The organism is Peterkaempfera bronchialis, assembly GCF_003258605.2.
Lineage (GTDB): Bacteria > Actinomycetota > Actinomycetes > Streptomycetales > Streptomycetaceae > Peterkaempfera > Peterkaempfera bronchialis.
Genome location: NZ_CP031264.1, coordinates 5,618,082 through 5,641,925, shown reverse-complemented (window position 1 = coordinate 5,641,925; position 23,844 = coordinate 5,618,082). Strand labels below are relative to the sequence as shown.

At 73.2% G+C, this 23,844-nt stretch carries 19 protein-coding genes; 5 read left to right on the top strand and 14 right to left on the bottom strand.

All coding sequences use genetic code 11. The features are described from left to right. Position 1 precedes the first annotated feature (1 nt). The 5 genes from der to C7M71_RS24715 form a co-directional block, all read right to left on the bottom strand. Complete coding sequence (gene der, locus C7M71_RS24735) at positions 2–1,474, bottom strand: ribosome biogenesis GTPase Der (RefSeq protein WP_111492879.1); 1,473 nt, start codon at positions 1,472–1,474, stop codon at positions 2–4. An 85-nt stretch (positions 1,475–1,559) separates the two neighbouring features. After that, positions 1,560–2,171, bottom strand: a complete 612-nt coding sequence (locus C7M71_RS24730; RefSeq protein WP_229759229.1) for a lysophospholipid acyltransferase family protein — start codon at positions 2,169–2,171, stop codon at positions 1,560–1,562. Positions 2,172–2,269: 98 nt separating this feature from the next. Further along, entirely contained in the window at positions 2,270–2,992 is a 723-nt protein-coding gene (gene cmk / locus C7M71_RS24725) for a (d)CMP kinase (protein ID WP_111492877.1), read from the bottom strand. An 81-nt stretch (positions 2,993–3,073) separates the two neighbouring features. Next, on the bottom strand, positions 3,074–4,159 hold the full coding sequence (locus tag C7M71_RS24720; RefSeq protein ID WP_111492876.1) for a prephenate dehydrogenase: 1,086 nt from the start codon (positions 4,157–4,159) through the stop codon (positions 3,074–3,076). Positions 4,160–5,012: 853 nt separating this feature from the next. Next, positions 5,013–6,023: an ADP-ribosylglycohydrolase family protein gene (locus C7M71_RS24715; RefSeq protein WP_111492875.1), complete on the bottom strand. Its 1,011-nt coding sequence runs from the start codon at positions 6,021–6,023 to the stop codon at positions 5,013–5,015. A 126-nt stretch (positions 6,024–6,149) separates the two neighbouring features. On the opposite strand from C7M71_RS24715, the gene C7M71_RS24710 reads away from it, so the two are divergent. Continuing rightward, entirely contained in the window at positions 6,150–6,512 is a 363-nt protein-coding gene (locus C7M71_RS24710) for a DUF952 domain-containing protein (RefSeq protein WP_111492874.1), read from the top strand. A gap of 27 nt (positions 6,513–6,539) precedes the next feature. Here C7M71_RS24710 and C7M71_RS24705 read toward each other — a convergent pair whose 3' ends face one another. From C7M71_RS24705 to C7M71_RS24695, 3 genes are all read right to left on the bottom strand, one after another. Further along, complete coding sequence (locus tag C7M71_RS24705; protein WP_111492873.1) at positions 6,540–7,523, bottom strand: helix-turn-helix domain-containing protein; 984 nt, start codon at positions 7,521–7,523, stop codon at positions 6,540–6,542. Positions 7,524–7,712: 189 nt separating this feature from the next. After that, positions 7,713–8,792 (bottom strand): 2-oxoacid:ferredoxin oxidoreductase subunit beta, encoded by a 1,080-nt coding sequence (locus tag C7M71_RS24700; protein WP_111495227.1) that lies wholly within the window; start codon positions 8,790–8,792, stop codon positions 7,713–7,715. Continuing rightward, the gene (locus C7M71_RS24695; RefSeq protein WP_114914545.1) at positions 8,785–10,671 is read right to left on the bottom strand and encodes a 2-oxoacid:acceptor oxidoreductase subunit alpha; all 1,887 of its coding nucleotides are present in this window, start codon (positions 10,669–10,671) and stop codon (positions 8,785–8,787) included. Before C7M71_RS24695 ends, C7M71_RS24700 begins: the two co-directional genes overlap by 8 nt. Positions 10,672–11,011: 340 nt before the next feature. Here C7M71_RS24695 and C7M71_RS24690 point away from each other — a divergent pair, with 340 nt between their 5' ends. After that, positions 11,012–11,749, top strand: coding sequence for an NUDIX domain-containing protein (locus tag C7M71_RS24690; protein ID WP_162824351.1), 738 nt, complete (start codon positions 11,012–11,014; stop codon positions 11,747–11,749). Between the two features lie 112 nt (positions 11,750–11,861). Then, positions 11,862–12,653 (top strand): transglutaminase-like domain-containing protein, encoded by a 792-nt coding sequence (locus C7M71_RS24685; RefSeq protein WP_111492667.1) that lies wholly within the window; start codon positions 11,862–11,864, stop codon positions 12,651–12,653. Positions 12,654–12,714: 61 nt separating this feature from the next. On the opposite strand, the gene C7M71_RS24680 is transcribed toward C7M71_RS24685, so the two are convergent. Continuing rightward, positions 12,715–14,961, bottom strand: a complete 2,247-nt coding sequence (locus C7M71_RS24680) for an MMPL family transporter (RefSeq protein WP_111492668.1) — start codon at positions 14,959–14,961, stop codon at positions 12,715–12,717. A 66-nt stretch (positions 14,962–15,027) separates the two neighbouring features. Next, positions 15,028–15,654 (bottom strand): TetR/AcrR family transcriptional regulator, encoded by a 627-nt coding sequence (locus tag C7M71_RS24675; protein ID WP_111492669.1) that lies wholly within the window; start codon positions 15,652–15,654, stop codon positions 15,028–15,030. 77 nt (positions 15,655–15,731) lie between these two features. On the opposite strand from C7M71_RS24675, the gene C7M71_RS24670 reads away from it, so the two are divergent. Together C7M71_RS24670 and C7M71_RS24665 are read left to right on the top strand one after the other, a co-directional pair. Continuing rightward, positions 15,732–16,931 (top strand): MFS transporter, encoded by a 1,200-nt coding sequence (locus C7M71_RS24670; RefSeq protein WP_229758893.1) that lies wholly within the window; start codon positions 15,732–15,734, stop codon positions 16,929–16,931. 104 nt (positions 16,932–17,035) lie between these two features. Next, positions 17,036–18,493 (top strand): MFS transporter, encoded by a 1,458-nt coding sequence (locus C7M71_RS24665; protein ID WP_111492671.1) that lies wholly within the window; start codon positions 17,036–17,038, stop codon positions 18,491–18,493. A 126-nt stretch (positions 18,494–18,619) separates the two neighbouring features. On the opposite strand, the gene C7M71_RS24660 is transcribed toward C7M71_RS24665, so the two are convergent. From C7M71_RS24660 to C7M71_RS24645, 4 genes are all read right to left on the bottom strand, one after another. Further along, on the bottom strand, positions 18,620–19,885 hold the full coding sequence (locus C7M71_RS24660) for an AMP-binding protein (RefSeq protein WP_111492672.1): 1,266 nt from the start codon (positions 19,883–19,885) through the stop codon (positions 18,620–18,622). A 192-nt stretch (positions 19,886–20,077) separates the two neighbouring features. Then, on the bottom strand, positions 20,078–20,608 hold the full coding sequence (locus C7M71_RS24655) for a flavin reductase family protein (RefSeq protein ID WP_229758892.1): 531 nt from the start codon (positions 20,606–20,608) through the stop codon (positions 20,078–20,080). Positions 20,609–20,631: 23 nt separating this feature from the next. Continuing rightward, positions 20,632–21,423 carry a thioesterase II family protein gene (locus C7M71_RS24650; protein WP_111492673.1) on the bottom strand — a complete coding sequence of 264 codons (792 nt, stop codon included), beginning with the start codon at positions 21,421–21,423 and terminating at the stop codon, positions 20,632–20,634. After that, positions 21,420–23,825 carry a type I polyketide synthase gene (locus C7M71_RS24645; RefSeq protein WP_229758891.1) on the bottom strand — a complete coding sequence of 802 codons (2,406 nt, stop codon included), beginning with the start codon at positions 23,823–23,825 and terminating at the stop codon, positions 21,420–21,422. Before C7M71_RS24645 ends, C7M71_RS24650 begins: the two co-directional genes overlap by 4 nt. Between the last annotated feature and the right edge of the window lie 19 nt (positions 23,826–23,844).

Sequence of the window (23,844 nt, the reverse complement as noted above, 5' to 3'; positions counted from 1 at the left end):
GCTACTTCCTGCGGCGCTTCTCCCGGACCCGCACCGAGATGGAGATCGGGGTGCCGGCGAAGCCGAACTCCTCGCGCAGCCGCCGCTCGACAAAGCGGCGGTAGCCGGCCTCCAGGAAGCCGGAGGCGAAGAGCACAAAGCGCGGCGGCCGGGTACCGGCCTGGGTGCCGAAGAGGATGCGCGGCTGCTTGCCGCCCCGGATGGGGTGCGGGTGGGCGGCCACCAGCTCGCCGAGGAAGGAGTTGAGCTTGCCGGTGGGCACCCGGGTCTCCCAGCCCTCCAGCGCGGTCTCGATGGCCGGGACCAGCTTCTCCATGTGGCGGCCGGTACGGGCGGAGACATTGACCCGGGGCGCCCAGCGGACCTGGACCAGGTCCTTCTCGATCTCCCGCTCCAGGTAGTAGCGGCGCTCCTCGTCCAGCAGGTCCCACTTGTTGTAGGCGATGACCACGGCACGCCCGGCCTCGACCGCCATGGTGATGATGCGGGTGTCCTGCTCGGCGAGGGTCTCGCTGGCGTCGATCAGGATCACCGCGACCTCGGCCTTCTCCAGGGCGGAGGCGGTGCGCAGCGAGGCGTAGAAGTCGGCGCCCTCGGTGAGGTGGACCCGGCGGCGGATACCGGCGGTGTCGACGAACTTCCAGGTCTGGCCGCCGAGTTCGATCAGCTCGTCGACCGGGTCGCGGGTGGTGCCGGCGATCTCGTTGACGACGACCCGCTCCTCGCCGGCCACCTGGTTGAGCAGGCTGGACTTGCCGACGTTGGGGCGGCCGAGCAGGGCGACCCGGCGGGGGCCGCCGAGCGCGACGCCGAAGGTCTGCGGCGGGGCCTCGGGAAGGGCCTCCATCACGGCGTCCAGCAGGTCGCCGGAGCCGCGGCCGTGCAGCGCGGAGACGGGGAAGGGCTCGCCGAGGCCCAGCGACCAGAGCATGGCGGCGTCGGCCTCGGTGGAGGGGCCGTCGACCTTGTTGGCGCAGAGCACCACCGGCTTGCCGGACCGGCGCAGCAGCTTGACCAGGGCCTCGTCGGTGTCGGTGGGGCCGACGGTGGCGTCGACCACGAAGAGCACCGCGTCGGCGGTCTCGATGCCGAACTCGGCCTGGGCGGCGACGGCGGCGTCGATGCCGAGCACGTCCACCTCCCAGCCGCCGGTGTCGACCAGCTTGAAGCGGCGGCCGTTCCAGGTGGCCTCGTAGCTGACCCGGTCGCGGGTGACGCCGGGCCGGTCCTCGACGACCGCCTCGCGGCGGCCGATGATCCGGTTCACCAGGGTCGACTTGCCGACATTGGGGCGGCCGACGACGGCGAGCACCGGGAGCGGGCCATGGCCGGCTGCGGCGAGGTCGCGGTCGACGTCCTCGGCGTCGAAGCCCTCCTCGGCGGCCAGCTCCATGAACTCGGCGTACTCCGCCGCGTCCAGCTCACCGTGCTCGAAGGCGCCCGCCTCCGAAGCGGCGGTGTTCTCGTTGCTCATTCCAGTGCCGTCTTTCGTCCATCGGTCCGGCCCGGGGGCCGAAGGGTGCGCCGCGCGGGGTGTCGCGGGCGCGGAAGTCGGGGGGTCAGCGGCCGGTCAGCTCCCGCGCCTGCGCGAGATGGCCGGCCAGCCGGGTGCGGACCCGCTCGGATGCCTCCTGCATGGCCTTGCGGGTGCGCAGCCGCGAGCCGTCGCCCGCGTCGAAGGGGTCGCCGAAGACGACGTCGATCCGGCCGCGCAGCGGCGGGATCGCGCCCAGGGTGCGGCCGCGCTCGCCGGTGCCGAAGACGGCCACCGGGACCACGGGGGCGCCGGAGCGCAGCGCCAGGTACGCCAGGCCGCCCTGCACCTGGGCGAAGTCGCCGTCGCCACGGGTGCCCTCGGGGAAGACGCCCAGCACGCCGCCGTCCTTCAGCACCTCCAGGGCGGAGCCGATGGCGGTGCGGTCGGCGCTGCGGCGCTGCACCGGGATCTGGCCGACCCCGCGCAGCACGGCGCCGACCGGCCCGCTGAACATCTCCTCCTTGACCAGGAAGTGCGTCGGGCGCGGGGACATTCCCATCAGCAGCGGGCCGTCCACCAGGTTGGCGTGGTTGGCGGCCAGGATCACCGGCCCGGCGACGGGCACCCGCCAGCCGCCCAGCACCCGGACCCGCCAGCCGGTGCGGGCGAGGGCGATGCCGATGCGGCGGCCCACGGCGGCGCCGCGCTCGGTGGGACGGTACGGGGTGTCGGCGGAGCGGCCGGCCCGGCGCGGGACGGCCTGACGCGGGGCCTCTCCGTGGTCGGTGCTGCTCACCCGGCGGTCGCCACCGCACGGGGTGCGCGGGCCTGTACCAGGTCCACGACGTGGTCTATGACCTGCTCCAGGGTCATGTCGCTGGTGTCCACCGCCACGGCGTCGTCGGCCTTGGCGAGCGGCGCGGTCCTGCGGGAGGAGTCGGCGGCGTCGCGGCGGCCCAGGTCGGCGGCCATGGCCGCGATGGTGGCCTCGTCCACGCCCTTGGCGCGCAGCTCGGCGGCGCGGCGGGCGGCCCGGGCCTCCTGGGAGGCGGTGAGGAAGATCTTGACGGTGGCGCGCGGGAAGACCACGGTGCCCATGTCGCGGCCCTCGGCGACGATGCCGCGCTCGGCGGCGTCGGCGGAGGCGCGCTGGAGCTCCACCAGCCGGGTGCGGACCTCCGGCACGGCGGCGACGGCGGAGACCCGGGAGGTGACCTGGGGGCCCCGGATCGGGCCGGAGACGTCCTGGCCGTCCACCGTGATGGTGGGGCCCGCGGCGTCCGTACCGGAGACGATCACCGGCTTGGTGCAGACGGTGGCCACCGCGTCGGCGTCCTCCACGTCGATCTCGTTGGCCAGCATCCACCAGGTCATGGCCCGGTACATGGCACCGGTGTCGAGGAAGCTGAGCCCGAGGCGGGCGGCCACGGCGCGGGAGACGGTGGACTTGCCCGAACCCGAGGGTCCGTCGATGGCGACGACGACCGGGGCGCTCGCTCGGCCGGCAGTTTCCACGGGGGACCTCTCTTCGCGACGGGGTGGCGGGGATTCCCCTCAAGGTTAGTCGACCGCGGACGGCCTCCGGACCGCGACCGGTCAGTCCCGTACGCTCCAGCCGCGCTCGCGCAGCGCGGCGGTGAGGCCGGTGGCGGCGGACGGTGCGACGGAGAGCTGCACCAGGCCGGCCTGCTGGCCGGTGGAGTGCTCGATGGCGATGTCCTCGATGTTGACCCCGGCCCGGCCGGCGTCGCCGAAGAGGCGGGCCAGCTCACCGGGCTGGTCGCCGATGAGGACGGCCACGGTGGCATAGCGGGTGGGCGGGGCGCCGTGCTTGCCGGGGATGCGGGCCTGGCCGGCGTTGCCGCGCCGCATCACCTCGGTGATGCCCTGCGCGCCCTCCCGCCGCTTGGCCTCGTCGGCGGCCTGGAGGGAGCGCAGCGCGGCGACGGTCTCGCCGAGGTCGGCGGCGACGTCCTCCAGGATGTCGGCGACCACGCCCGCGTTGGCGCTGAGGATGTCGATCCACATCCGGGGGTCGGAGGCGGCGATCCGGGTCACATCGCGGACGCCCTGGCCGGAGAGGCGTACGGCGGTCTCCTCGGCGTGCTCAAGCCGGGCGGCGACCAGCGAGGAGACCAGCTGCGGCGTGTGCGAGACCAGGGCGACGGCGCGGTCGTGGGCCGCCGCGTCCATGACCACCGGCACGGCGCCGCAGAGGGCCACCAGTTCCAGGGCGGCGTTGAGGGTGTCGGTGTCGGTGTCGGGGGTGGGGGTGAGCACCCAGGGGCGGCCCTCGAAGAGGTCGGCGCGTCCGGCGAGCGGCCCGGAGATCTCGCGACCGGCCATGGGGTGGCTGCCGATGTAGTGGGTGGTGTCCAGGCCGAGGGCGGCGATGTCGGCGCGCGGGCCGGACTTCACGCTGGCGACGTCCGTGTAGCAGCGGGCCAGGCCGCGCTGCTGGCAGTCGGCGAGCACCGGGCCGACGAGGGCCGGGGGCACCGCGATGACGGCCAGGTCGACCGGGCCCTCGGCGGGTTCCACGGTGCCGGCGCCGAGCGCGGCTGCGGTTCGGGCGGCGTCGTGGTCGGCGTCCTCAAGGTGGACGGCGATGCCGCGCGCCGACAGGGCGAGGGCGGCGGAGGTGCCGATCAGTCCGGTGCCGACGACGGCGACTGTGCGCATGGCGGTGTACGTCCCTGGAAGGCGGTCGCGGGCGGGCCCGGCCGGTCGGCTCGGGCCACGGGGTCCATTCTGCCGGGTCCGGGGCCTCCGCTGTGCCGGATCGGACCGGCGGCTGTCCGGGACCGGCGGCCGGGCGGCTGCGCAGGCCCCGCCCGACCCTCCGGTTCACGCCGCCCGGCATCCCGCTCCGGGCGGCTGCGCCAAGGCTAGTGCCTCGTTGGGCGGTGATTGGTCGGGAGCGGGGTGGCCTGGTGCGAGCGGCTGCCAGGCGACACGGCAGACGGCGGGCCGGGATTACGCGGCGGACGAGGGGCGTGCCAGGTCAGCAGGCGCGGCACTGGTTGCCCCGCCCGCCGACGGATACCCGGAAGCGAGGCGGCCTGGTGCGAGCGGCTGCCAGGCGGCACGGCAGACGGCGGCCCGGGATTACGCGACGGACAGGGGGCGTGCCAGGTCAACGGGCCCAGCACTGGTTGCCCCGCCCGCCGACGGATACCCGGGGAACCAGGCGGCCGGATGCGAGCGGCCGCAAAGCGGCACGGCAGACGGCGGCCCGGGGTCACGCGGCGAACGGGAGGCGTGCCAGGTCAGCAGGCGCGGCACTGGTTGCCCCGCCCGCCGACGGATACCCGGGAACGAGGCGGCCGGATGCGAGCGGCTGCCAGGCGGCACGGCAGACGGCGGCCCGGGGTCACGCGGCGGACAGGGGACGTGCCAGGTCAGCAGGCGCGGCACTGGTTGCCCCGCCCGCCGACGGATACCCGGGAGCGAGGCGGCCTGATGCGAGCGGCTGCCAGGCGGCACGGCGGAGGTCGGCATTCGGGATCCGGGGTCCGAGGGATGAGATGCCGGTCTATCCGTTCGTGTCCCAGAGTGCGCCGAAGGCCAGCAGCTCGTCCCGGTACTCGATGGCGTGCACCCACTCCCTCGGCCATGCCCCGGCGCCGTGGTGGGCTCCGGCGAACGCTCCGGTGAGGCAGGCGAGGGAGTCGGAGTCGCCGGAGGAATAGGCGGCGCGGCGGACGGCGGTCTGCGGATCGTCGGGGAAGAGCAGGAAGCAGAGCAGGGCGGTGGCAAGCGCTTCCTCGGCGATCCAGCCCTCTCCGGTGGCGAGGCAGGGGTCGGCGTCGGGGGCGGGGTCGGCCAGGGCGGCGTCCAGCCGGTCCAGCGCCGCCAGGCACTCGTCCCAGCCCCGCTCGGCGAACTCCTCCGGCGAGTGGTCGTGGGCCCGCTCGGCGAGGTCGCCCAGCCAGGGGCGGGGGTAGTGGGTGCGGTTCCGGCCGGCGTACGCGCGCAGCAGTCCGACCAGGTCGCTCGGGGCCGCGCCGCATGCCAGCAGGTGCACCGCATGGGCGGTGAGGTCGCTCGCGGCGAGGGCGGTGGGGTGGCCGTGGGTGAGCGCGGACTGAAACTGGGCGGCGCCGGAGCGCTCCTCGGGGCTCAGGCCGGGGACCAGGCCGAGCGGGGCGACGCGCATATTGGCGCCGCACCCCTTGGAGCCGACCTGGCTGGACTCCTGCCAGGGCCGGTCGTCCCTGCTGAGCAGCCAGCACGCCTTGAGGCAGGTCTGGCCGGGGGCGCGGTTGTTCTCCGGGGAGCGCCACCAGGCGACGTACTCCTCGCGGACGGGCGCGGCCAGCCGGCTCGGGGTGAGCGGGCCGCGTTCGAGGGCCGCGCGGAGGCCGCGTGCCAGGGCGAGCGTCATCTGGGTGTCGTCGGTGACCAGGGCACGCCCGGGCAGTCGCAGCTGCCGCCAGTCGGGGCAGCGCGCTGCGATGTCCTCGATCTCCTCGAACTCGGTGGGGAAGCCCATGGCGTCCCCGATCGCGAGCCCCAGCAGTGCCCCGGTCGCTGCCTGCTTCATATGCCCTCCCCTGCCTGCCCGGACCCGTCAGGAGTACCGCATCGGGCTGCCGGGCGGCCAGTGGTTTGTGGCGGGGCGACGCGCACGGTGGGGTACGGCGGGGCCCGGCTCCGGTAGAACAGGAGGATGATCCTGCACCTGGCTCCGCTGGACGACTGGCTGGAGGCGCCCGACCGCCCGTATGCGGCGGCGTCGCTCGCAGCCGAGGGCTTCATCCACTGCTCGGCGGACGAGCCGACCGCCTTGGCGGTGGCCAACGCCTTCTTCGGGGAGGTGCACGGCCCGCTGATGGTGCTGCTGATCGACGAGGAGCGGCTGGACTCCGCAGTGCGCTGGGAGGCCCCGGACGGGCCGCCGCCGCCCGGGGTCGCCGAGGGGGTGCTCTTCCCACATGTCTACGGGGCGGTCAACCGCAGTGCCGTGGTCGGGATGCTGGAGGTGCGGCGCGGCCCGGACGGCCGGTGGGCGTCGATGACCGTCTGGAGCTGAACGGGCCGGGGTGTCCGGCCGGCGGGGTCAGAGCCAGCCGCGCTCGCGGGCGGCCATGCCCGCCTGGAAGCGGGTGGTGGCGCCCAGTTCGCGCATCAGGCCCTGGAGGCGGCGCTGTGTGGTGCGGGCGCTCCAGCCGAGGGCGCGGGCGATGGCCTCGTCGGTGAGCCCGGCGGCGAGCAGGCCGAGCAGTCTGCGGTGGTCCTCGCCCGGCCGGTCGGGGGCGGCCTCCGGGAGGCCGACCCGCCCGGCGGTGGCGCGCAGCGGTACGGCGCGCTCCCACTCGGCCTCGAAGAGGGTGGCCAGCGCCTCCAGCAGGGAGCAGGGGTGGACGACGTAGGCGGCGTCCAGCACCCGGTTGCCGGAGCTGATCGGCAGGATCGCCATCCGGTCGTCCGCCATGATCATCTTCATTGGGAGGGCGACCCGCACCCGGGCCTCCTCGCCGTCCTCACAGCTGATCCGGATGTCATTGTCCAGCCGTCCCGGCCAGGCGACCGCCTCGCGGTCGTAGATGACGCGATAGCGGATGCCGTCGCGCAGCAGGCGGCGGGCGCGGCCGAGGTTGAGGCCGGGGTTCTGGACGTACGGGGGGCGGTCGAAGCCTCGGATCTGCTCCTGCGCGGTGTCCTGGAGGTGTTCGAAGCGCTGGGATATCGCCTCGCTGCCAGTGAGCACCTCGACGGAGCAGGCCGGGTCGGTGTAGCGGGAGGCGTCGCGGAAGGCGTCCATCAGCCGGTGCATCTCGGCGCGGGCGCTGCGCAGCTCCTCCTCGCGGCGGCCGATCAGGGTGCCGATGGCGACATCGGGGGCGACGGCGAGGTAGTGGGTGCCGCTGCCCGGGGCCCGCGTGGCCATGCCCTTCTCCGCCAGCCGCGCCAGTGCCTCCTCGGCCTGCTGCTCCGTCAGACCGCAGCGGGGTGCGAGAGCCGCGGTGTCCGACTGCGGTGCCGCGACCAGGACCGCGTACACCCGGCTTTCGGTCTCAGGGAGGCCCAGTCCGTCAAGCATGCTGTCCTTCCCTGTGTGGCGAAATCCCGCCAACGGCGGCTTGCGGTCAGTTGGCCATCCTGTGGCACAGGTCTTTCCGCTGGCAAGCCGGAACCGGTCTCGTGACGGGAATGCAGGGAGGCACTCACCGGAAGTGACGGCCACTACCCGGGCTCAGGTGGTCAGTCGACGGCGGTCGGTGGGCGGTGGTCAGTCGACGGTCCAGGTGTCGTTGCCGGTGAGGAGGGCGGTGAGGTCGCCTTCGCCCTTGGCCTGGACGGCGCGGTCGAGTTGGTCGGCCATCAGGGTGTCGTAGACCGGGCGGTCGATGTCGCGGAGCACGCCGATCGGGGTGTGGTGCAGGGTGTCGGGGTCGGCGAGGCGGGAGAGCGCGAAGGCGGTGGCGGGGCTGGGACCGCCCACGTCGTGGACCAGCACGGCCGCCTCGTTCCGCGGCGTCACCTCGGCCGTGAACAGCTCACCGCTCACCGGATCGCGGAAGACACCCTGGCCCAGATCGGCACCGAACCGGATCGGCCGGCCGTGCTCCAGCCGGATCAGCGCCTCCTCCCGCGTCCCCGGCTCCTTCAGCGCATCGAAGGCACCGTCGTTGAAGATGTTGCAGTTCTGGTAGATCTCCACCAGCGCCGTGCCCCGGTGCTCGGCCGCCGCCCGCAGCACCGACTGCAGGTGCCTGCGGTCGGAGTCGATGGTGCGGCCCACGAACGACGCCTCCGCACCCAACGCCAGCGACACCGGGTTGAACGGCGCGTCCAGCGAACCCATCGGCGTCGACTTGGTGACCTTCCCCAACTCCGACGTCGGCGAGTACTGCCCCTTGGTCAACCCGTAGATCCGGTTGTTGAACAGCAGGATCTTCAGATTCACATTCCGCCGCAGCGCATGGATGAGGTGGTTCCCACCGATGGAGAGAGCGTCACCGTCACCGGTGACGACCCAGACGGACAGATCCGGCCGGGAGGAGGCCAGACCCGTGGCGATGGCCGGGGCACGGCCGTGGATGGAGTGCATCCCGTAGGTGTTCATGTAGTACGGGAAGCGGGAGGAGCAGCCGATGCCGGAGATGAAGACGGTGTTCTCGCGGGCGATGCCGAGTTCGGGCATGAAGGCCTGGACGGCGGCGAGGATGGCGTAGTCGCCGCAGCCGGGGCACCAGCGGACCTCCTGGTCGGTCTTGAAGTCCCGGGCGGTCTGGGGCCCGGTGGCCTTGGGCACCAGGGAGAGCGCGGGCAGCGCGGTGCCGTCGCGGTGGGCGGTGGCCTCAGACATGGCGGGTCGGTCCTTCCTGGAGGGCTGCCTGGATGGCGTCGGCGAGGTGCTCGGCCTTGAAGGGCATGCCGTTGACCTGGGTGATGGGACGGGCGTCGACCAGGTACTGGGCGCGGATCAGGCGGGTGAGCTGGCCGAGGTTCATCTCCGGGATCAGGACCTGGCGGTAGGAGCGCAGGACGGTGCCCAGGTCGGCGGGGAAGGGGTTGAGGTGCCGCAGGTGCGCCTGCGCGACCCGGCCGCCCTGGGCCCGGGCCCGGCGCACCGCCGCGGTGATGGGTCCGTAGGTGGAGCCCCAGCCCAGCACGAGCAGGGGGGCGTCGCCGGTGGGGTCGTCGACGTCCACCGGGGGGATCGTGGCGGCGATGCCGTCGATCTTGGCCTGGCGGGTGCGGACCATGTGCTCGTGGTTGGCCGGGTCGTAGGAGATGTTGCCGGAGCCGTCCTGCTTCTCGATCCCGCCGATGCGGTGCTCCAGGCCGGGGGTGCCGGGCAGGGCCCAGGGCCGGGCCAGGGTCCGCGGGTCGCGCTTGTAGGGCCAGAAGACCTCCTGGCCCTGGTCGGTGGTGTGGTTGGGCTCGGTGGCGAAGACCGGGGCCAGGTCCGGCAGCCCGGCCACGTCCGGGATGCGCCAGGGCTCGGAGCCGTTGGCCAGGTAGCCGTCGGAGAGCAGCAGGACCGGGGTGCGGTAGGCCAGCGCGATGCGGGCGGCCTCCACGGCGGCGTCGAAGCAGTCCGCCGGGGTGGCCGGGGCCACGATCGGCACCGGGGCCTCGCCGTTGCGCCCGTACATGGCCTGGAGCAGGTCGGCCTGCTCGGTCTTGGTGGGCAGTCCGGTGGAGGGGCCGCCGCGCTGGATGTCCACGATCAGCAGCGGCAGCTCCAGGGAGACCGCCAGCCCGATCGTCTCGCTCTTCAGCGCGACCCCGGGGCCGGAGGTGGTGGTCACCGCCAGTGCCCCGCCGAACGCCGCGCCCAGGGCGGCGCCGATGCCGGCGATCTCGTCCTCGGCCTGGAAGGTCCGCACACCGAAGTTCTTGTGCCTGGCCAGCTCGTGCAGGATGTCGGAGGCGGGGGTGATCGGGTACGAGCCCAGGTAGAGCGGCAGCCCGGAGCGGCGGGAAGCGGCGATCAGGCCGTAGGACAGGGCGAGGTTGCCGGAGATGTTGCGGTACCGGCCGGCCGGCAGCGGCGCGGGGGCGACCTCGTAGGAGACCGCGAAGTCCTCGGTGGTCTCCCCGAAGTTCCACCCCGCGCGGAAGGCCGCGACATTGGCCTCGGCGATCTGCGGCCTCCCCGCGAACTTGGCCCGCAGGAACCGCTCCGTGCCCTCGGTGGGCCGGTGGTACATCCACGACAGCAGGCCCAGCGCGAACATGTTCTTCGCCCGCTCGGCGTCCCGGCGGGCCAGCCCGGAGTCCTTCAGCGCCTCCAGCGTCAGCGTCGTCAGCGGCACCCGGTGCACACTCCACGCCTCCAGCGACCCGTCCGCCAGCGGATCACCCGCATACCCCACCTTCGCCAGCGCCCGCTTGGTGAACTCATCGGTGTTCACAATGATCTCCGCACCACGCGGCACATCCGGCAGGTTCGCCTTCAACGCCGCCGGGTTCATCGCCACCAGCACATGCGGAGCATCACCCGGCGTGAGGATGTCATGGTCCGCGAAGTGCAACTGGAAGCTGGAGACACCCGGCAGCGTCCCGGCAGGCGCCCGGATCTCCGCCGGAAAGTTCGGCAGAGTCGACAGGTCGTTACCGAAGGACGCCGTCTCCGAAGTGAAACGATCCCCGGTCAACTGCATGCCATCACCGGAATCCCCGGCAAACCGGATCACCACCCGGTCCAGCTGCTTGATCTCCTTGGTCCTGACAGCCATCTGGCGTCTCCCAACCAGATCCGGGGCGGGCCGTGCCCTGCGGACAGTCAGACGGCGCAGGCCCACCGCATGCGCCGCCGAAGGCGGAGGGGTCGGAGCAGAGCGGCGGAACCTCCCGCAGGGGTGCCCCCCGCGAGATCCGGCCCGCCGCCGGGTCGGCCCGGCCCTGGGTGAGGACCGACGGCGCGGCGCGGCGCACCTGCGCCTGGTGGGCGCGGTACGGAGCACAGTCTGCGCCGTGCGCACTGGAGGCGGCCTGCACATCCTCTGGATGGCGGGGCAGTCGGCGGCTGTGCCACGCTCTCGATCCGCGTTGGGGGCACCGAGGCAGGGGGACGCCATGGAGGAGAGCACGTTCAGGGAGCTGCGTCGGCGCATCGGCTATCCCGATGCCGCTGTGCCGGTCGAGCGTGACTGGCAGCGGCTGGGCCCCGGATACACGCCCGTGGAGTACACCGCGGACTCCGTCCGGCGGCGAGTGCCGGACTGGGATCGGCCCGACCTGGCCGCAGTGTGGCGACAGGTGCGGCGGCTCTCCAGCTGCCGGGTCGTGCCGCGCTGCCCGGCGACCGGTCGGCCGCTCAACCCGGCCGGCCCGACGGGGATCAGCGGCTTCGGCCGGCTCTGGTCACTCGGCCCGAACCTCACGGCCGACGCGGTGGTGACCGACGGCAGCGGCGACGGGGTGCGGGTGCTGCTGGTGGAGCGGGGGGACACCGGTCAGCTGGCCTTCCCCGGCGGCTTCAGCGAGCCCGGCGCGGACGGCAGTTGGGAGCATCCGCTGCGCACAGCGGTCCGGGAGACATGGGAGGAGACCGGGGTGGTGGTGCCCGGCGGCACGGCGAGGGTACTGCGCAGCGGTGTCGCCGCCGGGTCGCTGCGGAACACGGACAACGCCTGGATCGAGAGCACCGCGTTCCACATCCGGCTGCCGTCCGGGGCGGGCGGACGGCCGCAGCCCGTCGCGGGGGACGACGCCCGGGACACCGGATGGTTCCCGCTGTCCGAGATCGATCCCTCACGCATGAGTGACGTACATGCCGGAATCGTCCGGGGACTGCTGCCGCGACGCAGGTGAGCAATCTCGGAGTGGCAGAGCACCCCTGGTGGGCGCCAGGCTCACCGGGGCGGTGCGCGACAGGGCGCTCCGCAGGCTCTACCACGGCAGCGGGGCGAAGAGGTAGCCAGATATGGCGCAGAGTGACCCTTTCCTTCGGGAAACCCGTTTCTGCAACTTTTCCCACCCCACCCTTCAGCACCTCGCAGAAGAGCTCCGATCGGCCGGTGACGACGCGCGGGAGACCGCCGTCGACGCGTTCCGCCTGGTCCGGGACTCCGTCAAGTACGAGGTCGGAAACTGGCAGCGGACCGCCGCCGAGACCCTGGCGCGGGGCAGCGGGACCTGTACCAACAGCAGCAACCTCCTGGTCGCCCTGCTGCGCTCGCTCGGGATACCGGCCGGGTACGGGGTGATGTCGGTTCGGGGCAGGGAGTACTTCGGGCCGGTGGCGCCGCCACGGCTCAGCCGCTTCGTGGCGCCCGTGAGCAAGCATGTGTACGCCTATGTGCAGCTCGACGGGGCCTGGTTACGCTGCGACCCCTCGGATGACGAGGCGCTGTCGCTCGGCAGCCGGCATCTCAATCCGCAGAGCGAAGTGGTGGACTGGGACGGCACCGGCCACGCGATGCTCAACCTCCACCCGGACCACATCCTGGAGGATCGGGGCCCGGTGGCGGACATCGACGCGATCATGCGCAAGCCCATGCGGCTGGCGATGCGGGTGCCGGTCCGGATCGGCAACTGCTATCTCGACTTCCTGCGGCAGGAGGGGGCACGGATGCGCACCGCTCCGGAGGCGGAGGAGCACTTCCAGCGGTGGCTTCTGCACCGGTACCCGGTGTACGGACGCATCTACCGCGCACTGCCCTCCGGTGCCCCGCACGCCCCGCAGGCCCCGCAGGCCGAGCCGGCGGCTCCCTGACGCCATGTCATCGACTGCGAGTGGCTGGACGGCCGAGGCCGTCCAGCCACTTCGGGCTTCGTCAGGAGTCCGTCAGGCCGAACCGCTCGTGCAGCCGCCGCAGCGGTGCGGGTGCCCACCAGTTGGCCCTGCCGAGCAGCCGCATGGCCGCCGGCACCAGCAGCCCGCGGACCAGCGTGGCGTCGACCAGGACCGTGAGCGCCAGCCCGGCGCCGAGCAGCTTGAGGATGCTCAACTGCGAGGTGGCGAGGGCCCCCAGCACCGTGGCGACGATCAAGGCCGCCGCCGTGATCAGGCGGCCGGTGCGCTCCATGCCGAATGCGACGGCGTGGGTGTTGTCACCGGTGGCGAGGTACTCCTCCCTGATCCGCGACAGCAGGAAGACGCTGTAGTCCATGGAGAGCCCGAAGGCGACGCAGAACATCAGGATGGGCACCGTCACCTCCAACTGCCCGGTGTGCACGAAGTCGCCGACCAGCCACTTCAGATGCCCGTCCTGGAACACATAGACCATGGCCCCGAAGGACGCGGTCAGGCTGAGCATGTTGAGGATCAGCTGCTTGACGGGGATGACCACGCTGCCGGAGAAGAGGAAGAGCAGCACCAGCATGCTCACCCCGATGACCGCCCCGGCCCAGGGGAGCCGGTCGGCGAGCATGTCCTTGGTGTCCACCTGAGCCGCCGAGTCGCCGCCCACCAGGACGGGGTCGGGGGCGGGCACCGCGCGTACCTCCCGGAGGTAGTGCTCGCCCGCCGCCGAGCCCGGGTCGACGTCGGAGACGACGGAGAGCCAGGTGCCGTCCGCGTCCCGGTAGGCGGCTGCGGCGTCACCCGGCGGTGCCGACTGCCTGCCGCCGGCGAAGACGCCCACGGCGGTGTCGACCCGCACGGTGTGCTCCAGGGCGGACAGCCGGGAGGCGTAGTCGGCCAGCTCCGGGCCGCGCGCCGCCGGATCGAGGCTGGGGGCGACCACCACCACCGGTGCGGACTGCGCCCCCTTGAACTCCTCCCGCACCGTCTCGGAGGCGAGGTGGGCGGCGCTCGCGCGCGGCAGCACCCGGTCATCCATCAGCGCGAACCTGGCCTGGGTGAACGGCAGTGCCAGGGCCACCAGCAGCAGCGCCACCACCGTGCCGACCACGGCCGGCCTGCGCATCACCGCGAGCGCCAGCCGGTGCCACACCCCCCGTCCCGTCGCGGCGCCGGGCAGTCGGCGGCGCAGCGGCGCGAAGACGTCGAAGCGGTCGATGCGGTGGCCGATCAGCGCCAGCAGGGGCGGCAGCATCAGCAGGGAGGTGGCCGCCGCCAAGGCGACCACGGCGATGCCCGCGTAGGCCAGCGAGCGCAGGAAGTACAGGGGGAAGACCAGCAGCGCGGAGAGCGAGAGCAGCACGGTGAGCGCGGAGAACAGGACCGTGCGTCCGGCGCTGCGCAGGCTCGCGGCGATGGCCTCGCCGACCTCCCGGCCCCGGGCCAGTTCCTCCCGGTAGCGGGTGATGATGAAGAGGCTGTAGTCCACGGCCAGGCCGAAGCCGAGGGCCGTGGTGATGTTGAGGGCGAAGACGGAGACCGAGGTGGCCTCGGTGAGCGCCCGGAGTACCGCGTAGGTCCCCGCCACCGAGACCACCCCGACCAGCAGTGGCAGTCCGGCGGCCACCAGCGAGCCGAAGGCGGCGAGCAGGATGAGCAGGGTGAGCGGGGCGGCCAGCAGTTCGGCGCGTTCGAGGTCCTTGGCGCTCTCCTCGTCCGCCTCGGAGTTCACCTGCGCGGAGCCGGTCGCCCGGACCTCCAGCGCGCCCTGCCGCCCGACCAGGGTGGGCACCAGGTCGAGCGCGGTGCGGTAGGCGTGGTTCTCGTCACCGCCCAACTTGACCAGGACGAGCGCGGTGCGGCCGTCCGCCGAGCGCAGTGCGGGGTCCCCGGTGGTCCAGAAGGACTGGGCGTACACGACACCCTCGGCGTGGGAGATCCGTTCCGTCAGTTCCCGTCCGTCGGCCGCCGCCCGGGGGGAATCGACCTCCCCCTCAGCCCGGGCGGTCAGCACGATATTGGGTGCGCCGGCGTGGAACCGCTCGGCGAGCAGGCGGTCGGCGCGGGTGGACTCGGCGGAGTCCTGGGTGTAGCCGCCGCTGGACAGGCGGGCCTTGGCCCCGGCGCCGACCGCCGCCGCGCCGACCGCGATCAGCGCGACCAGGATCAGTACGATCCGGCGGCGGTCGGCCAGGGTCCGGGCGAGCGAGGCCAGTCGCCCGGTGACCGGGGCCGGTCCTTTCCCGGTGTCGGGGCTGGCCTGTGTGGAGGTGGTCATGGCTCCCTCGTGTCGTCGTTGTCGTCGGTGTGCCGAGGGCAGCGCGGCGACCCGGAGCCGGCAGCCTCAGGCGGGGCCGAGGAGGTGGCAGCAGAGGGCGTCGTACGCCCACGCCTCCCACTGCTCCGGCGTCCAGCCCCGTTCGATGACCAGCAGGTGGTACATCTCCGGACCGAGCAGCGCGTAGCAGACATCCACCGCCCACTCGGTTGTGCGGCCGCCGGGCAGCGGCTGCCTCAGCGCCAGTGCGTCGATGAAGCGCCGCTGCACGGTCCGCCGCTGCTCCTTGTTGGCCTCCCAGAGCTCCACCCCGTCGCCGCTGGCGATGGCGGCGTTGCGCAGCATCTCCAGCAGCGACGCCACCCGTTCGTTGATCGTCCGGGTGAGCCGCGCCAGTTGGCGGAGTTGCTCGCGGGGGTCCTGCTCGGAGAGCGCCTCGCGTACCTGCGGGCGTTCCAGGGTCGGTACCGGGTCCTCGTCCCCGGCCACATGAAGGTCGATCAGCTCTTTGAGGATCTTCTGCTTGTTGCCGAACGAGAAGTAGATCGTCTGTACGGCGACCCCGGCTTCCTGGGCGATCGACTCGATGGTGGTGGCGCGGTAGCCGTTCTGGAGGAACAGCTTCAACGCCGCATCGAGCATCCGCCGCCTGGTCTGCTCCGCGCGCAGGCGCCTTCCGTCGGTCTTCTTCATCGTCTACATCACCAAGTTACTGTAGTTTAAGTCTAGAGTCCCACTACACGTACATTGTTGCAACAGGGGGTTCACCCATGACAGCCGACTCGGCCCAGCGGACACCCGCAGAACCGACGGCCGCGCCGAGGTCGTTCGTCCCACTGCTCACCGGCGGCATGGGCCTGTCCATGTTCGTCCTGTACGCCATCGGTACTCTGGGGCCTTTCATCATCGATGATCTCGGCATCTCCCGGTACCAACTCGGGCTGCTGACCGCAGTGGCGTTCGGCACCGCGACCGTGCTGTCGCTGTACGCCGGGCACCTGACCGACCTGATCGGGGGCCGGCGGGCGTTCGCCGCCCTCCTCGCGCTGATCGCGGTCGACTTCGCCCTGCTGGCGTCCACCCGGACGTACGGCCTGCTGCTCGGCGCGCTGGTGCTGGCCGGGGTCGCGCAGTCGCTGGCCAATCCGTCCACGAACCGGCTGATCGCCACCCATCTGCCGCCGCAGCGCCGGGCGTTCGCCGTGGGCGTCAAGCAGTCCGGCGTGCCGCTCGCCGCGCTGATCGCCGGCCTGGCGCTGCCGCCCCTGGCGCACGCGCTGTCCTGGCGGGCCGCGTTCGCGACGGTCGCACCGATCGCCGCGCTGGCCGCCCTCGCCGCCCTGACCCTGCCCCGCGACCCGCAACGCACCGGCGCAGGCGCCCTGACGCTGCCCCGAGCGCCCAACACCGCGACCCGGTGGCTGATGGCCTACTCGCTCTGCGTGGGCTGCGGACTGGCATCGCTCAACACCTACCTGCCGCTCTACGCCCACCAGCGGCTGGCGCTGGGGGAGCAGGCGGCGGGCGCCCTGATCGCCACGATCGGCGTCTCCGGCATCGCCGCCCGGCTGCTGTGGGCGAGGTTCAGCGAGCGACTGGCCGACATCGCCACCCCGCTGCTCGTCCTCGCCGTGGCGGCGGCGGGCTTCGCGGCTCTCGTCCCGGCCGCCGTCGGCGCGCACTGGCTGGTCTGGGTCGGCGCCCTCGGCCTGGGCGGCTCGGCCGCGGCGGCCAACGCGCTCTCCATGGTCGCCGTCACCAAGGGGCGGGGTTTCGGCCGGACCGGCCATGCCTCCGCCCTGGTCTCCATGGGCTTCTTCGGCGGCTTTGTGGCCGGTCCGCTGCTCTTCGGCCTGCTCGCGGACACCAGGGGCGGCTACGGCGCGGGCTGGGCCCTGGTGGCCGTGGTCTTCGTCGCGGCGCTGCTCTTCGCCTGGGGCGGGCGGCACGCCATTCGGGAGAGCGCCTGACCGGTACGTCGGGCCCGATGGGCTTTACTAGAGTTGAACGCTAGAGTTACGCTACAGAAAACTGGCCGCGCCGAGGTGCGGCCTGCACCGGAGGGAGGCCCTGGATGGCCGGAGTTCTGGCGGGTCGACGTGCGGCGCTACTACTGCTCACGGGTGTCGAGCTGATCGTCTTCCTGGACGTTTCGATCATCAATCTGGCGATGCCCACCATCGGGGCAGCGCTGGGCATGAGCGTGGTCGCGCTGGCCTGGGTCAGCACCGCGTACCAGGTGACCTTCGGCGGATTCCAGCTCGGTGCCGGGCGGACCGCCGACCTGTTCGGCAGGCGCATGATGTTCCGCGTGGGCCTCGCCCTCTTCACCGGGGCGTCGCTGCTGGCCGGACTGACCAGCACCGGCTGGGTGCTCATCACGGCTCGGGCGATCCAGGGCGTCGGAGCCGCCGTCCTGATCCCCGCCGAACTGGCGCTGCTCACCGCCATGTTCACCGAGCCCGAGGCACGCCGGCGGGCATTCGGCGTCTGGAGCGCCATGGGCGCCGTCGGTGCGGCGGGCGGTGTGGCCCTCGGCGGCGCCATCGTGCAGCTGCTCGGCTGGGAGTGGGTCTTCCTGGTCAATGTGCCGATCGGGGTGGCCGGGCTGCTGCTGAGCACCCGTCTGCTGCCTGCGGACGGCATCGACAGGCGGTCGGTGAGCCGCCGCCGGCTCGACCTGCCCGGCATGCTCACCGGCACCGGCTGCCTGCTGCTGGTGGTCTATGTGGCCACGATGGCCTCGGAGGGCGGCCTGGACACGGTGCAGTGGCTGCTGGCTGCCCTGGCCGTGGTCCTCGGCGTGTCCTTCGTCCTGATCGAACGCAGGGTGGCCGAGCCGCTGCTGCCCTTCCGGATCTTCCGGGAGCGCAACATCACCGGGTCCTCGGCGGCCAACTTCGTGGTGGGCGCCACCCATGTGCCCGCCTTTGTCTTCATCTCCCTGTACTTCCAGGAGGTGCACGGGTACAACGCCATCCGGGCCGGTCTGGCGGTGCTTCCGATCGCGCTGCTGGGCATCCCGGTGTCACGGACGCTGATCCCGATCGCCCTGAAGCGGCTGGGACCCCGGCCGGTCCTGGCCTACGGCATGGCGTTCCTGGCCGTCGCCCTCTTCATCATGGGGCGGCTGCCGGTGGACGCGGACTACGTCACCGGCTTCCTCCCGGCCGCAGTGATCTTCGCGGTGGGCCTGCCTGCCTGCTTCGTCGGCTCGACCATGCCCGGGGTGCGGGCCGCGGACCCCGCCGAGACGGGCATCGTGTCGGGCGTGGTCAACACCACGCAGCGGCTGGGCGCGGGCCTGGGCGTCGCCGTCCTGGCCTCGGTCGCCGGCTCGCACACCGCGTCGGTGGGCGGGGACCGGGCCACGGCGCTCAACGCCGGCTTCCACTGGGCCTTCCTGGGAGCCTCCGGGCTGGCGGTGCTCGGGGTCGTGGTGGCGCTGGCCATCATCCGCCCGGAGCCCGAGCAGCCCCCGGAGCCGACCGGCGACGCGGCGGCCGCCACCAGCCCGGCGGCGGCGGACTGACGGTCCGCGCAGAGACTGGGCAGGGGCGGCGTCCGGGCCGCCCCTGCCCGCACCGCGAAGGTTCCGACCACCGGCACCCAGCGGGGCAGGACCTCCTCGCCAAAGGGCAGCCGCTCCCCCGCCGCCCTACCGGGCCGCGCAGGTACCGGTGATCTCCAGCGTGCCGTCGGTCCGCCAGCGGCCCATCCGGGCCGACCGCAGCATCAGCCCGCCGTCCGCCTCGGGAACCTCCCGTCCGACGGCGCGGACGCTGTCGAAGGGCAGGGCCGGACCGGCGGCGCAGACCTCGCCGATACGGCCGGGCGGCAGCACCGCGCCCTCGGGGCCCAGCACCTGGACATGGACGTTGGGCATCGGACTGCCGACCGTGAACTCCGGTAGCTTCGTCCCCTCCAGCAGCGAGAACTCCATCGCGGTCCACGGCATGGCGCCGCCCGCCGGAGCGAACTCCGCCCGCAGCCGCGTCGTGGGCACCACCTGGAAGTGGCGCTCGACCAGCTCGCGCGGACAGGGGCCGCCGACCAGCACCACCGCCCGCGGTCCCACGGCCTCCGGGGTCAGCGCGACGGCCTCCAGGACCGGTGCGTACTCCTCGGGGCTGAAGACCGCGACGGCCGTACCGCTCCAGGCGAGCGACCGCACCAGCTCACCGGCGCGGGGCGGGGTGTGCAGGGTGCCGCCGCAGGCGAACGCCCACCACATCGCGGAGATCGTTCTTGGCCCGGTCGGTCTCTCACGGACCGTCACCGCGCCGTCGGCCACCCCGACCTGCTGAATCCTGGCGGCCATGGAGAACTGCCAGGCGCGGTGGTCGATGAGCTGCCCGCTGGCATCGGGGCCGTCCTCGTCCGCGATCAGCAGGTAGGCGGGGTCCATCGGCCCGGACCTCGGCAGCGAGGGGTCGGCGCGCAGCACACGCACCTTGCCCCAGGTGTCGGCGTCCAGCACGACCAGCGGGCTGCCGGAGCGCCAGGCGCTCCGGCCCGCAGGGCCGCAGACCACCGCCTGCGCCCCGCTGATGTCGGCGATCCGCTCCAGCCCCGGGCCGCTCACCTCGGGCGGCACGGGCACGCACACCCCTCCGGCCTTGAGCACCGCGAGCTGGGCCACCACCGCCTGCCGGTGGTCGTCGCAGTGCACGATCACCGGGTCGCCGAGCTGTACCCCGCCGCGCACCAGCGCCGTCGCCAGCTGGGCGGAGCGGAGTTCGGCCTTCCCGTAGGAGAGCCCCACCGCCCCCTCCCGCACGGCGATCCCGGCCGGACGGCGGCGGGCCACCCGGCTGAAGACGGCATCGAGGGTCAGCGACTGGGCCCACGGGCGTGCCGGACGTTCTTCGGTCCGCGCTCCACCCCGCGCTCTTCCGCCGGCCGGCGCCTGATCGGTGATCATCACGTCCCCCTGTGCGCGTGCGCCCGGCGGATCGCGGGCGGCCGACAAGTCGATGTGCGTGTGTGTCGACGTGCGTGCGAGTCGATGTGCCTGTGATGTCGATGTGCCTGTGGTGTCGATGTGCCTGTGGTGTCGATGCTGCCGCCCGCAGCGCCGGGCCTCATCTCCCAGATTGCTGGCTTGCCGCCCGGGTCAGGAGATGAAGTCGTAGTACAGGTGGCTCTCCTCGGCGGACTCCGCCCAGTCCCCGTACCTGCGCATTCCGTACAGCAACGGCTGCTGGGCACAGAGCTGGGCGACCGCGACGGCGCCGCCCATGACCACCGCGTGGTCGCCGACCGTGTGGACGTCGGTGACCCGGCAGTCGGCGATGGTGTGCGCCGACTCGACCAGGTGCGGCCCGCAGCAGTCGCGGGCGTCGGCCCGCCAGACGACCCGCTCGAAGCGGTCGGCGGCACCGGAGGCGAAGAGCTCCGCAGTGGCCCGGGCGCGGCTGTGCAGCAGGTTGACGGCGAGGGCGCCGCTGGCCAGCACGGCGTCGAGGGTCGGGCTTCCGCGCCGCAGGCAGACCAGCAGGGTCGGTGGGTCGAGGGCGACGCTGCACAGCGAGGTGCAGGTCATCCCCCAGGGGGTGCCGTCCGGGGCGAGCGACGTGACCACGGCCACGCCGGTGGGGAACCCGGCCATCAGCGGACGGATGTCTGGGGTGAGGTCCGGCGTCACGGTGGATTGCCTCCTGGGTGGGGTCACACGGGTGTCCGTACACGTGCGGTTCGGTCGGCGAGTCCGGGCCGCACGGCGTGCCGGATCTCCCGGACCAGCTCTGCGGTGAAGGCCGCGCCACCCGGGCCGAGCAGGTAGAAGTGCCCCCCGGTGAACGTCCGCTGCCGGAACTCCTCGCAGGTCTCCTGCTCCCAGCGGGCCAGCGACCGTGGTGGCGCCCAGGCGTCGTCCACGGCGCCGAACGCGGTCAGCGGCACGCCCAGCGGCTCCCGCGCCGGGTCGGGCCGGTAGGCCGCCACCGCACGCAGGTCCCGGCGCACCAGGTCGAGGAACCGCTCCCGGAAGTCGGGCAGCTCGTCGATCCTCGGGTGCATTCCGCCCATCTCGGTGAGCCGGGACATCAGCTCGGTGTCCGACAGATCGTGGCGGGGCAGGGCGGCTGCTCCCTGCCACCCCGGGGCCGCCCGGCCGGAGACGCCCACCCAGACGGGGCTCGCCCCCCGGGCCTCCAGCGCGCGGGCGGTCTCATGGGCGACCACCGCGCCGAGGCTGTGGCCGAAGATCGCGAGCGGCGGCCCGTCGGCCCACGGCAGGATGTCCTCGGTCACCCGGGCCACCAGCTCCGCCATGTCCTCCAGCGGCGGCTGGGCATGGCGCTTGCCTCGGCCGGGCAGGTCCAGCAGCAGGGCGTCCCAGTCCGCCGGGAGGGACCGGACCAGCGGGAAGTAGGCGGCGCCCGACCCGCCCGCGTGGTGGAGGACCACCAGCCGCAGCGCCGGATCGTCGAGTCGGCGTGGCCTGACGAAGGGACTCATGCTCCGCGCTCCCGCCCGCCGGCCCGGGCCGTGTTGGCGATGTCGTCGGCCAGCTTCCCGAACAACTCGGCAAGCGGCATGTCCAGCGGCAGCTCCTCGGCGGTGAGCCCCACCGCGTAGTGCTCCTCGACCCGGGTGATGAACAGCGTGGAGAGGAATGAGTCGCCGCCGGTCTCCAGGAACGACCGGGTGGGGTCCAGTTCCTCGGTGGCGTGCAGTACCTCGGTCAGCTCGGTCATCAGGTAGGCGCGCACGGCCTCGCGCTCCTCCGGGTGCGGGACGGTCGGGCCGGTGCGCCGCTGCGCGCCGTCGGCGCCCTCGCGGGCCGCCCCGACGGGCGGCTCCTCGATCCAGAGGCGTCGGCGCTGGAAGGGGTAGGTGGGCAGGTCGCCGAGGAAGCGGACGCCCGGGCCGCCCAGCGCGTCCAGCCGCAGATCCGCGCCGTCGGTGAAGAGCGCGGCGAGTGCGTCCAGCAGCAGCGCGGGGGCCGTACCCGGCTGCGCGCCCACGACCGGCATGCTGCGGGTGCCACCGCCGACCTGCCACTCCAGCCGGGCTGCCCCGCCGCCCGTACCGCTGCCGCGCTCCAGGCGGATGCGGATGCCGAACCGGCCGACCAGTCGGGCGAGGGCGTCCGCCGGGCCGTCCGCCGCGCCGGACGGACCCACGGCCAGCCGGGGGAAGGCCCCGGCGAGCGCGGCCAGGCCCGCTGCCAGCTCCGGCCCGTCCGCCGCCACCCGCAGGACGGCGGCACGGAACGGCTGTGCGGCGGCCTCGGGGTCGCGGCTGTCCACCGCTGCGGCGACCGCCTCGGCGAGCTCGGTGGCGGTGGTACCGGTGACGGCGATCCGGTGGGCCAAGGGCGCCCGTCCGGCGCGCAGGGTGTGGCAGACCGAGGCGAGCCGGACCTCGTCCGTCCGCTTCAGATACCCGCAGACGGCGTCGGCGAGGTCCGCCAGGGCGGCCGGGTCCTTGGCGGACAGCGTCAGCAGCTCCTGCCGCGCCTCTGAGGCGGGTGCCGCCTCCGGGGGCTGCGGCCGGTACGCCTCCAGCACCACATGCGCGTTGGTACCGCTCATCCCGAAGGAGTTGACGCCGGCGACCCGGCGGGGCAGGTCCTCGGGCCATGGCCGGTTCTCGCGTGGCACCGCGAAGCCCAGCCGGTCCCAGGGGATGTGCGGGTTCAGCTCACCGTCGTCCTCGGACAGCGCCGCCGGGATCTCGCCGTGGTGCAGCATCAGCGCGGTCTTCAGCACGGCGGCGATTCCCGAGGCCGCCTCCAGGTGGCCCAGCCGGGACTTCACACTGCCGATCGCCAGCGGGGTCCCCCGCTGCCGCACAGCCTCGCCGACGACCGCGTCGAGCGCGCCCACCTCGATGGGGTCGCCGAGCACCGTGCCGGTGCCATGGGCCTCGATCCAGCCCAGCTCGGCCGGCTCGACCCCGGCGTCGGCCAGCGCGGCCCGGATGACCTCCTGCTGGGCCGGGCCATTGGGGGCGGTCAGGCTCGACGCGGCGCCGTCGTGGTTGACCGCGGTGCCACGGACGACGGCGACGATCGGCCGGCCCTCCCGCTCGGCGTCTTCGAGGCGCATCAGGACCAGCACACCGACGCCCTCACCGCGCCCATAGCCGTCGGCTGTGGCGAGGAAGGACTTAGAGCGCCCCTCCGGGGAGAGCGCCCGGGTCTGGCAGAGCGACACCATCAGGCTCGCGGAGAGCAGCAGGTTGGAGCCGCAGACCAGGGCGTAGCGGCACTCGCGGCTCCGCAGGCTGCGCACCGCCAGGTGCAGGGCGCTCAGCGAGGAGGAGCAGGCGGTGTCCACACTGAGGACCGGCCCCTTGAAGCCCATGACATAGCTGATCCGGCCGGCGCCGAAGCAGAGCCCGCCGCCGGTGGTGTAGTAGGGGTCGATGCCGGTCATGTCCGAGCGGTCCTCCAACCGCTCCCCGTACTCCGACGCCATCATCCCCAGGTAGACCCCGATGTCGAGCCGGTCCGACCGCCGCACCGCAATCCCGGCCCGCTCAAGGGCCTCCCAGGAGGTCTCCAGCAGCATCCGCTGCTGCGGGTCCAGAAGCTTCGCCTCGCGTTGCGTGATGCCGAAGAACCCGGCGTCGAAGTGGGCGATGTCGGAGAGGAATCCGGCCCGGTCGACATAGGAGCGGCCGGGCCTGCCGGGCACCGGGTCGTACACGGCGCTCAGCCCGGGCCGGTCCTCGGGGATGGCGGAGTAGGCGTTGCCGTCCGCTCGCAGGAAGTCCCAGTACGCGTCGGGCGAGTCCAGCCCGCCCGGCAGCCGCAGCCCCATGCCGACCACGGCCAGCGGGGCGTGCTTCTCGTCCTCCAGTTGGCGTATCCGGGTCTGCAACTGGCGGGAGAGCTTGAGCTGCTCCGCCATCAGTGTCCGTATCTGCGCG

What these genes read in the sequence shown, in the direction of transcription:
- der (WP_111492879.1), bottom strand. Translation starts at nt 1,474, where the DNA reads ATGAGCAACGAGAACACCGCCGCTTCGGAGGCGGGCGCCTTCGAGCAC.
- C7M71_RS24720 (WP_111492876.1), bottom strand. Translation starts at nt 4,159, where the DNA reads ATGCGCACAGTCGCCGTCGTCGGCACCGGACTGATCGGCACCTCCGCC.
- C7M71_RS24715 (WP_111492875.1), bottom strand. Translation starts at nt 6,023, where the DNA reads ATGAAGCAGGCAGCGACCGGGGCACTGCTGGGGCTCGCGATCGGGGAC.
- C7M71_RS24710 (WP_111492874.1), top strand. Translation starts at nt 6,150, where the DNA reads ATGATCCTGCACCTGGCTCCGCTGGACGACTGGCTGGAGGCGCCCGAC.
- C7M71_RS24705 (WP_111492873.1), bottom strand. Translation starts at nt 7,523, where the DNA reads ATGCTTGACGGACTGGGCCTCCCTGAGACCGAAAGCCGGGTGTACGCG.
- C7M71_RS24700 (WP_111495227.1), bottom strand. Translation starts at nt 8,792, where the DNA reads ATGTCTGAGGCCACCGCCCACCGCGACGGCACCGCGCTGCCCGCGCTC.
- C7M71_RS24695 (WP_114914545.1), bottom strand. Translation starts at nt 10,671, where the DNA reads ATGGCTGTCAGGACCAAGGAGATCAAGCAGCTGGACCGGGTGGTGATC.
- C7M71_RS24690 (WP_162824351.1), top strand. Translation starts at nt 11,012, where the DNA reads ATGGAGGAGAGCACGTTCAGGGAGCTGCGTCGGCGCATCGGCTATCCC.
- C7M71_RS24685 (WP_111492667.1), top strand. Translation starts at nt 11,862, where the DNA reads ATGGCGCAGAGTGACCCTTTCCTTCGGGAAACCCGTTTCTGCAACTTT.
- C7M71_RS24680 (WP_111492668.1), bottom strand. Translation starts at nt 14,961, where the DNA reads ATGACCACCTCCACACAGGCCAGCCCCGACACCGGGAAAGGACCGGCC.
- C7M71_RS24675 (WP_111492669.1), bottom strand. Translation starts at nt 15,654, where the DNA reads ATGAAGAAGACCGACGGAAGGCGCCTGCGCGCGGAGCAGACCAGGCGG.
- C7M71_RS24670 (WP_229758893.1), top strand. Translation starts at nt 15,732, where the DNA reads ATGACAGCCGACTCGGCCCAGCGGACACCCGCAGAACCGACGGCCGCG.
- C7M71_RS24665 (WP_111492671.1), top strand. Translation starts at nt 17,036, where the DNA reads ATGGCCGGAGTTCTGGCGGGTCGACGTGCGGCGCTACTACTGCTCACG.
- C7M71_RS24660 (WP_111492672.1), bottom strand. Translation starts at nt 19,885, where the DNA reads ATGATCACCGATCAGGCGCCGGCCGGCGGAAGAGCGCGGGGTGGAGCG.
- C7M71_RS24650 (WP_111492673.1), bottom strand. Translation starts at nt 21,423, where the DNA reads ATGAGTCCCTTCGTCAGGCCACGCCGACTCGACGATCCGGCGCTGCGG.
- C7M71_RS24645 (WP_229758891.1), bottom strand. Translation starts at nt 23,825, where the DNA reads ATGGCGGAGCAGCTCAAGCTCTCCCGCCAGTTGCAGACCCGGATACGC.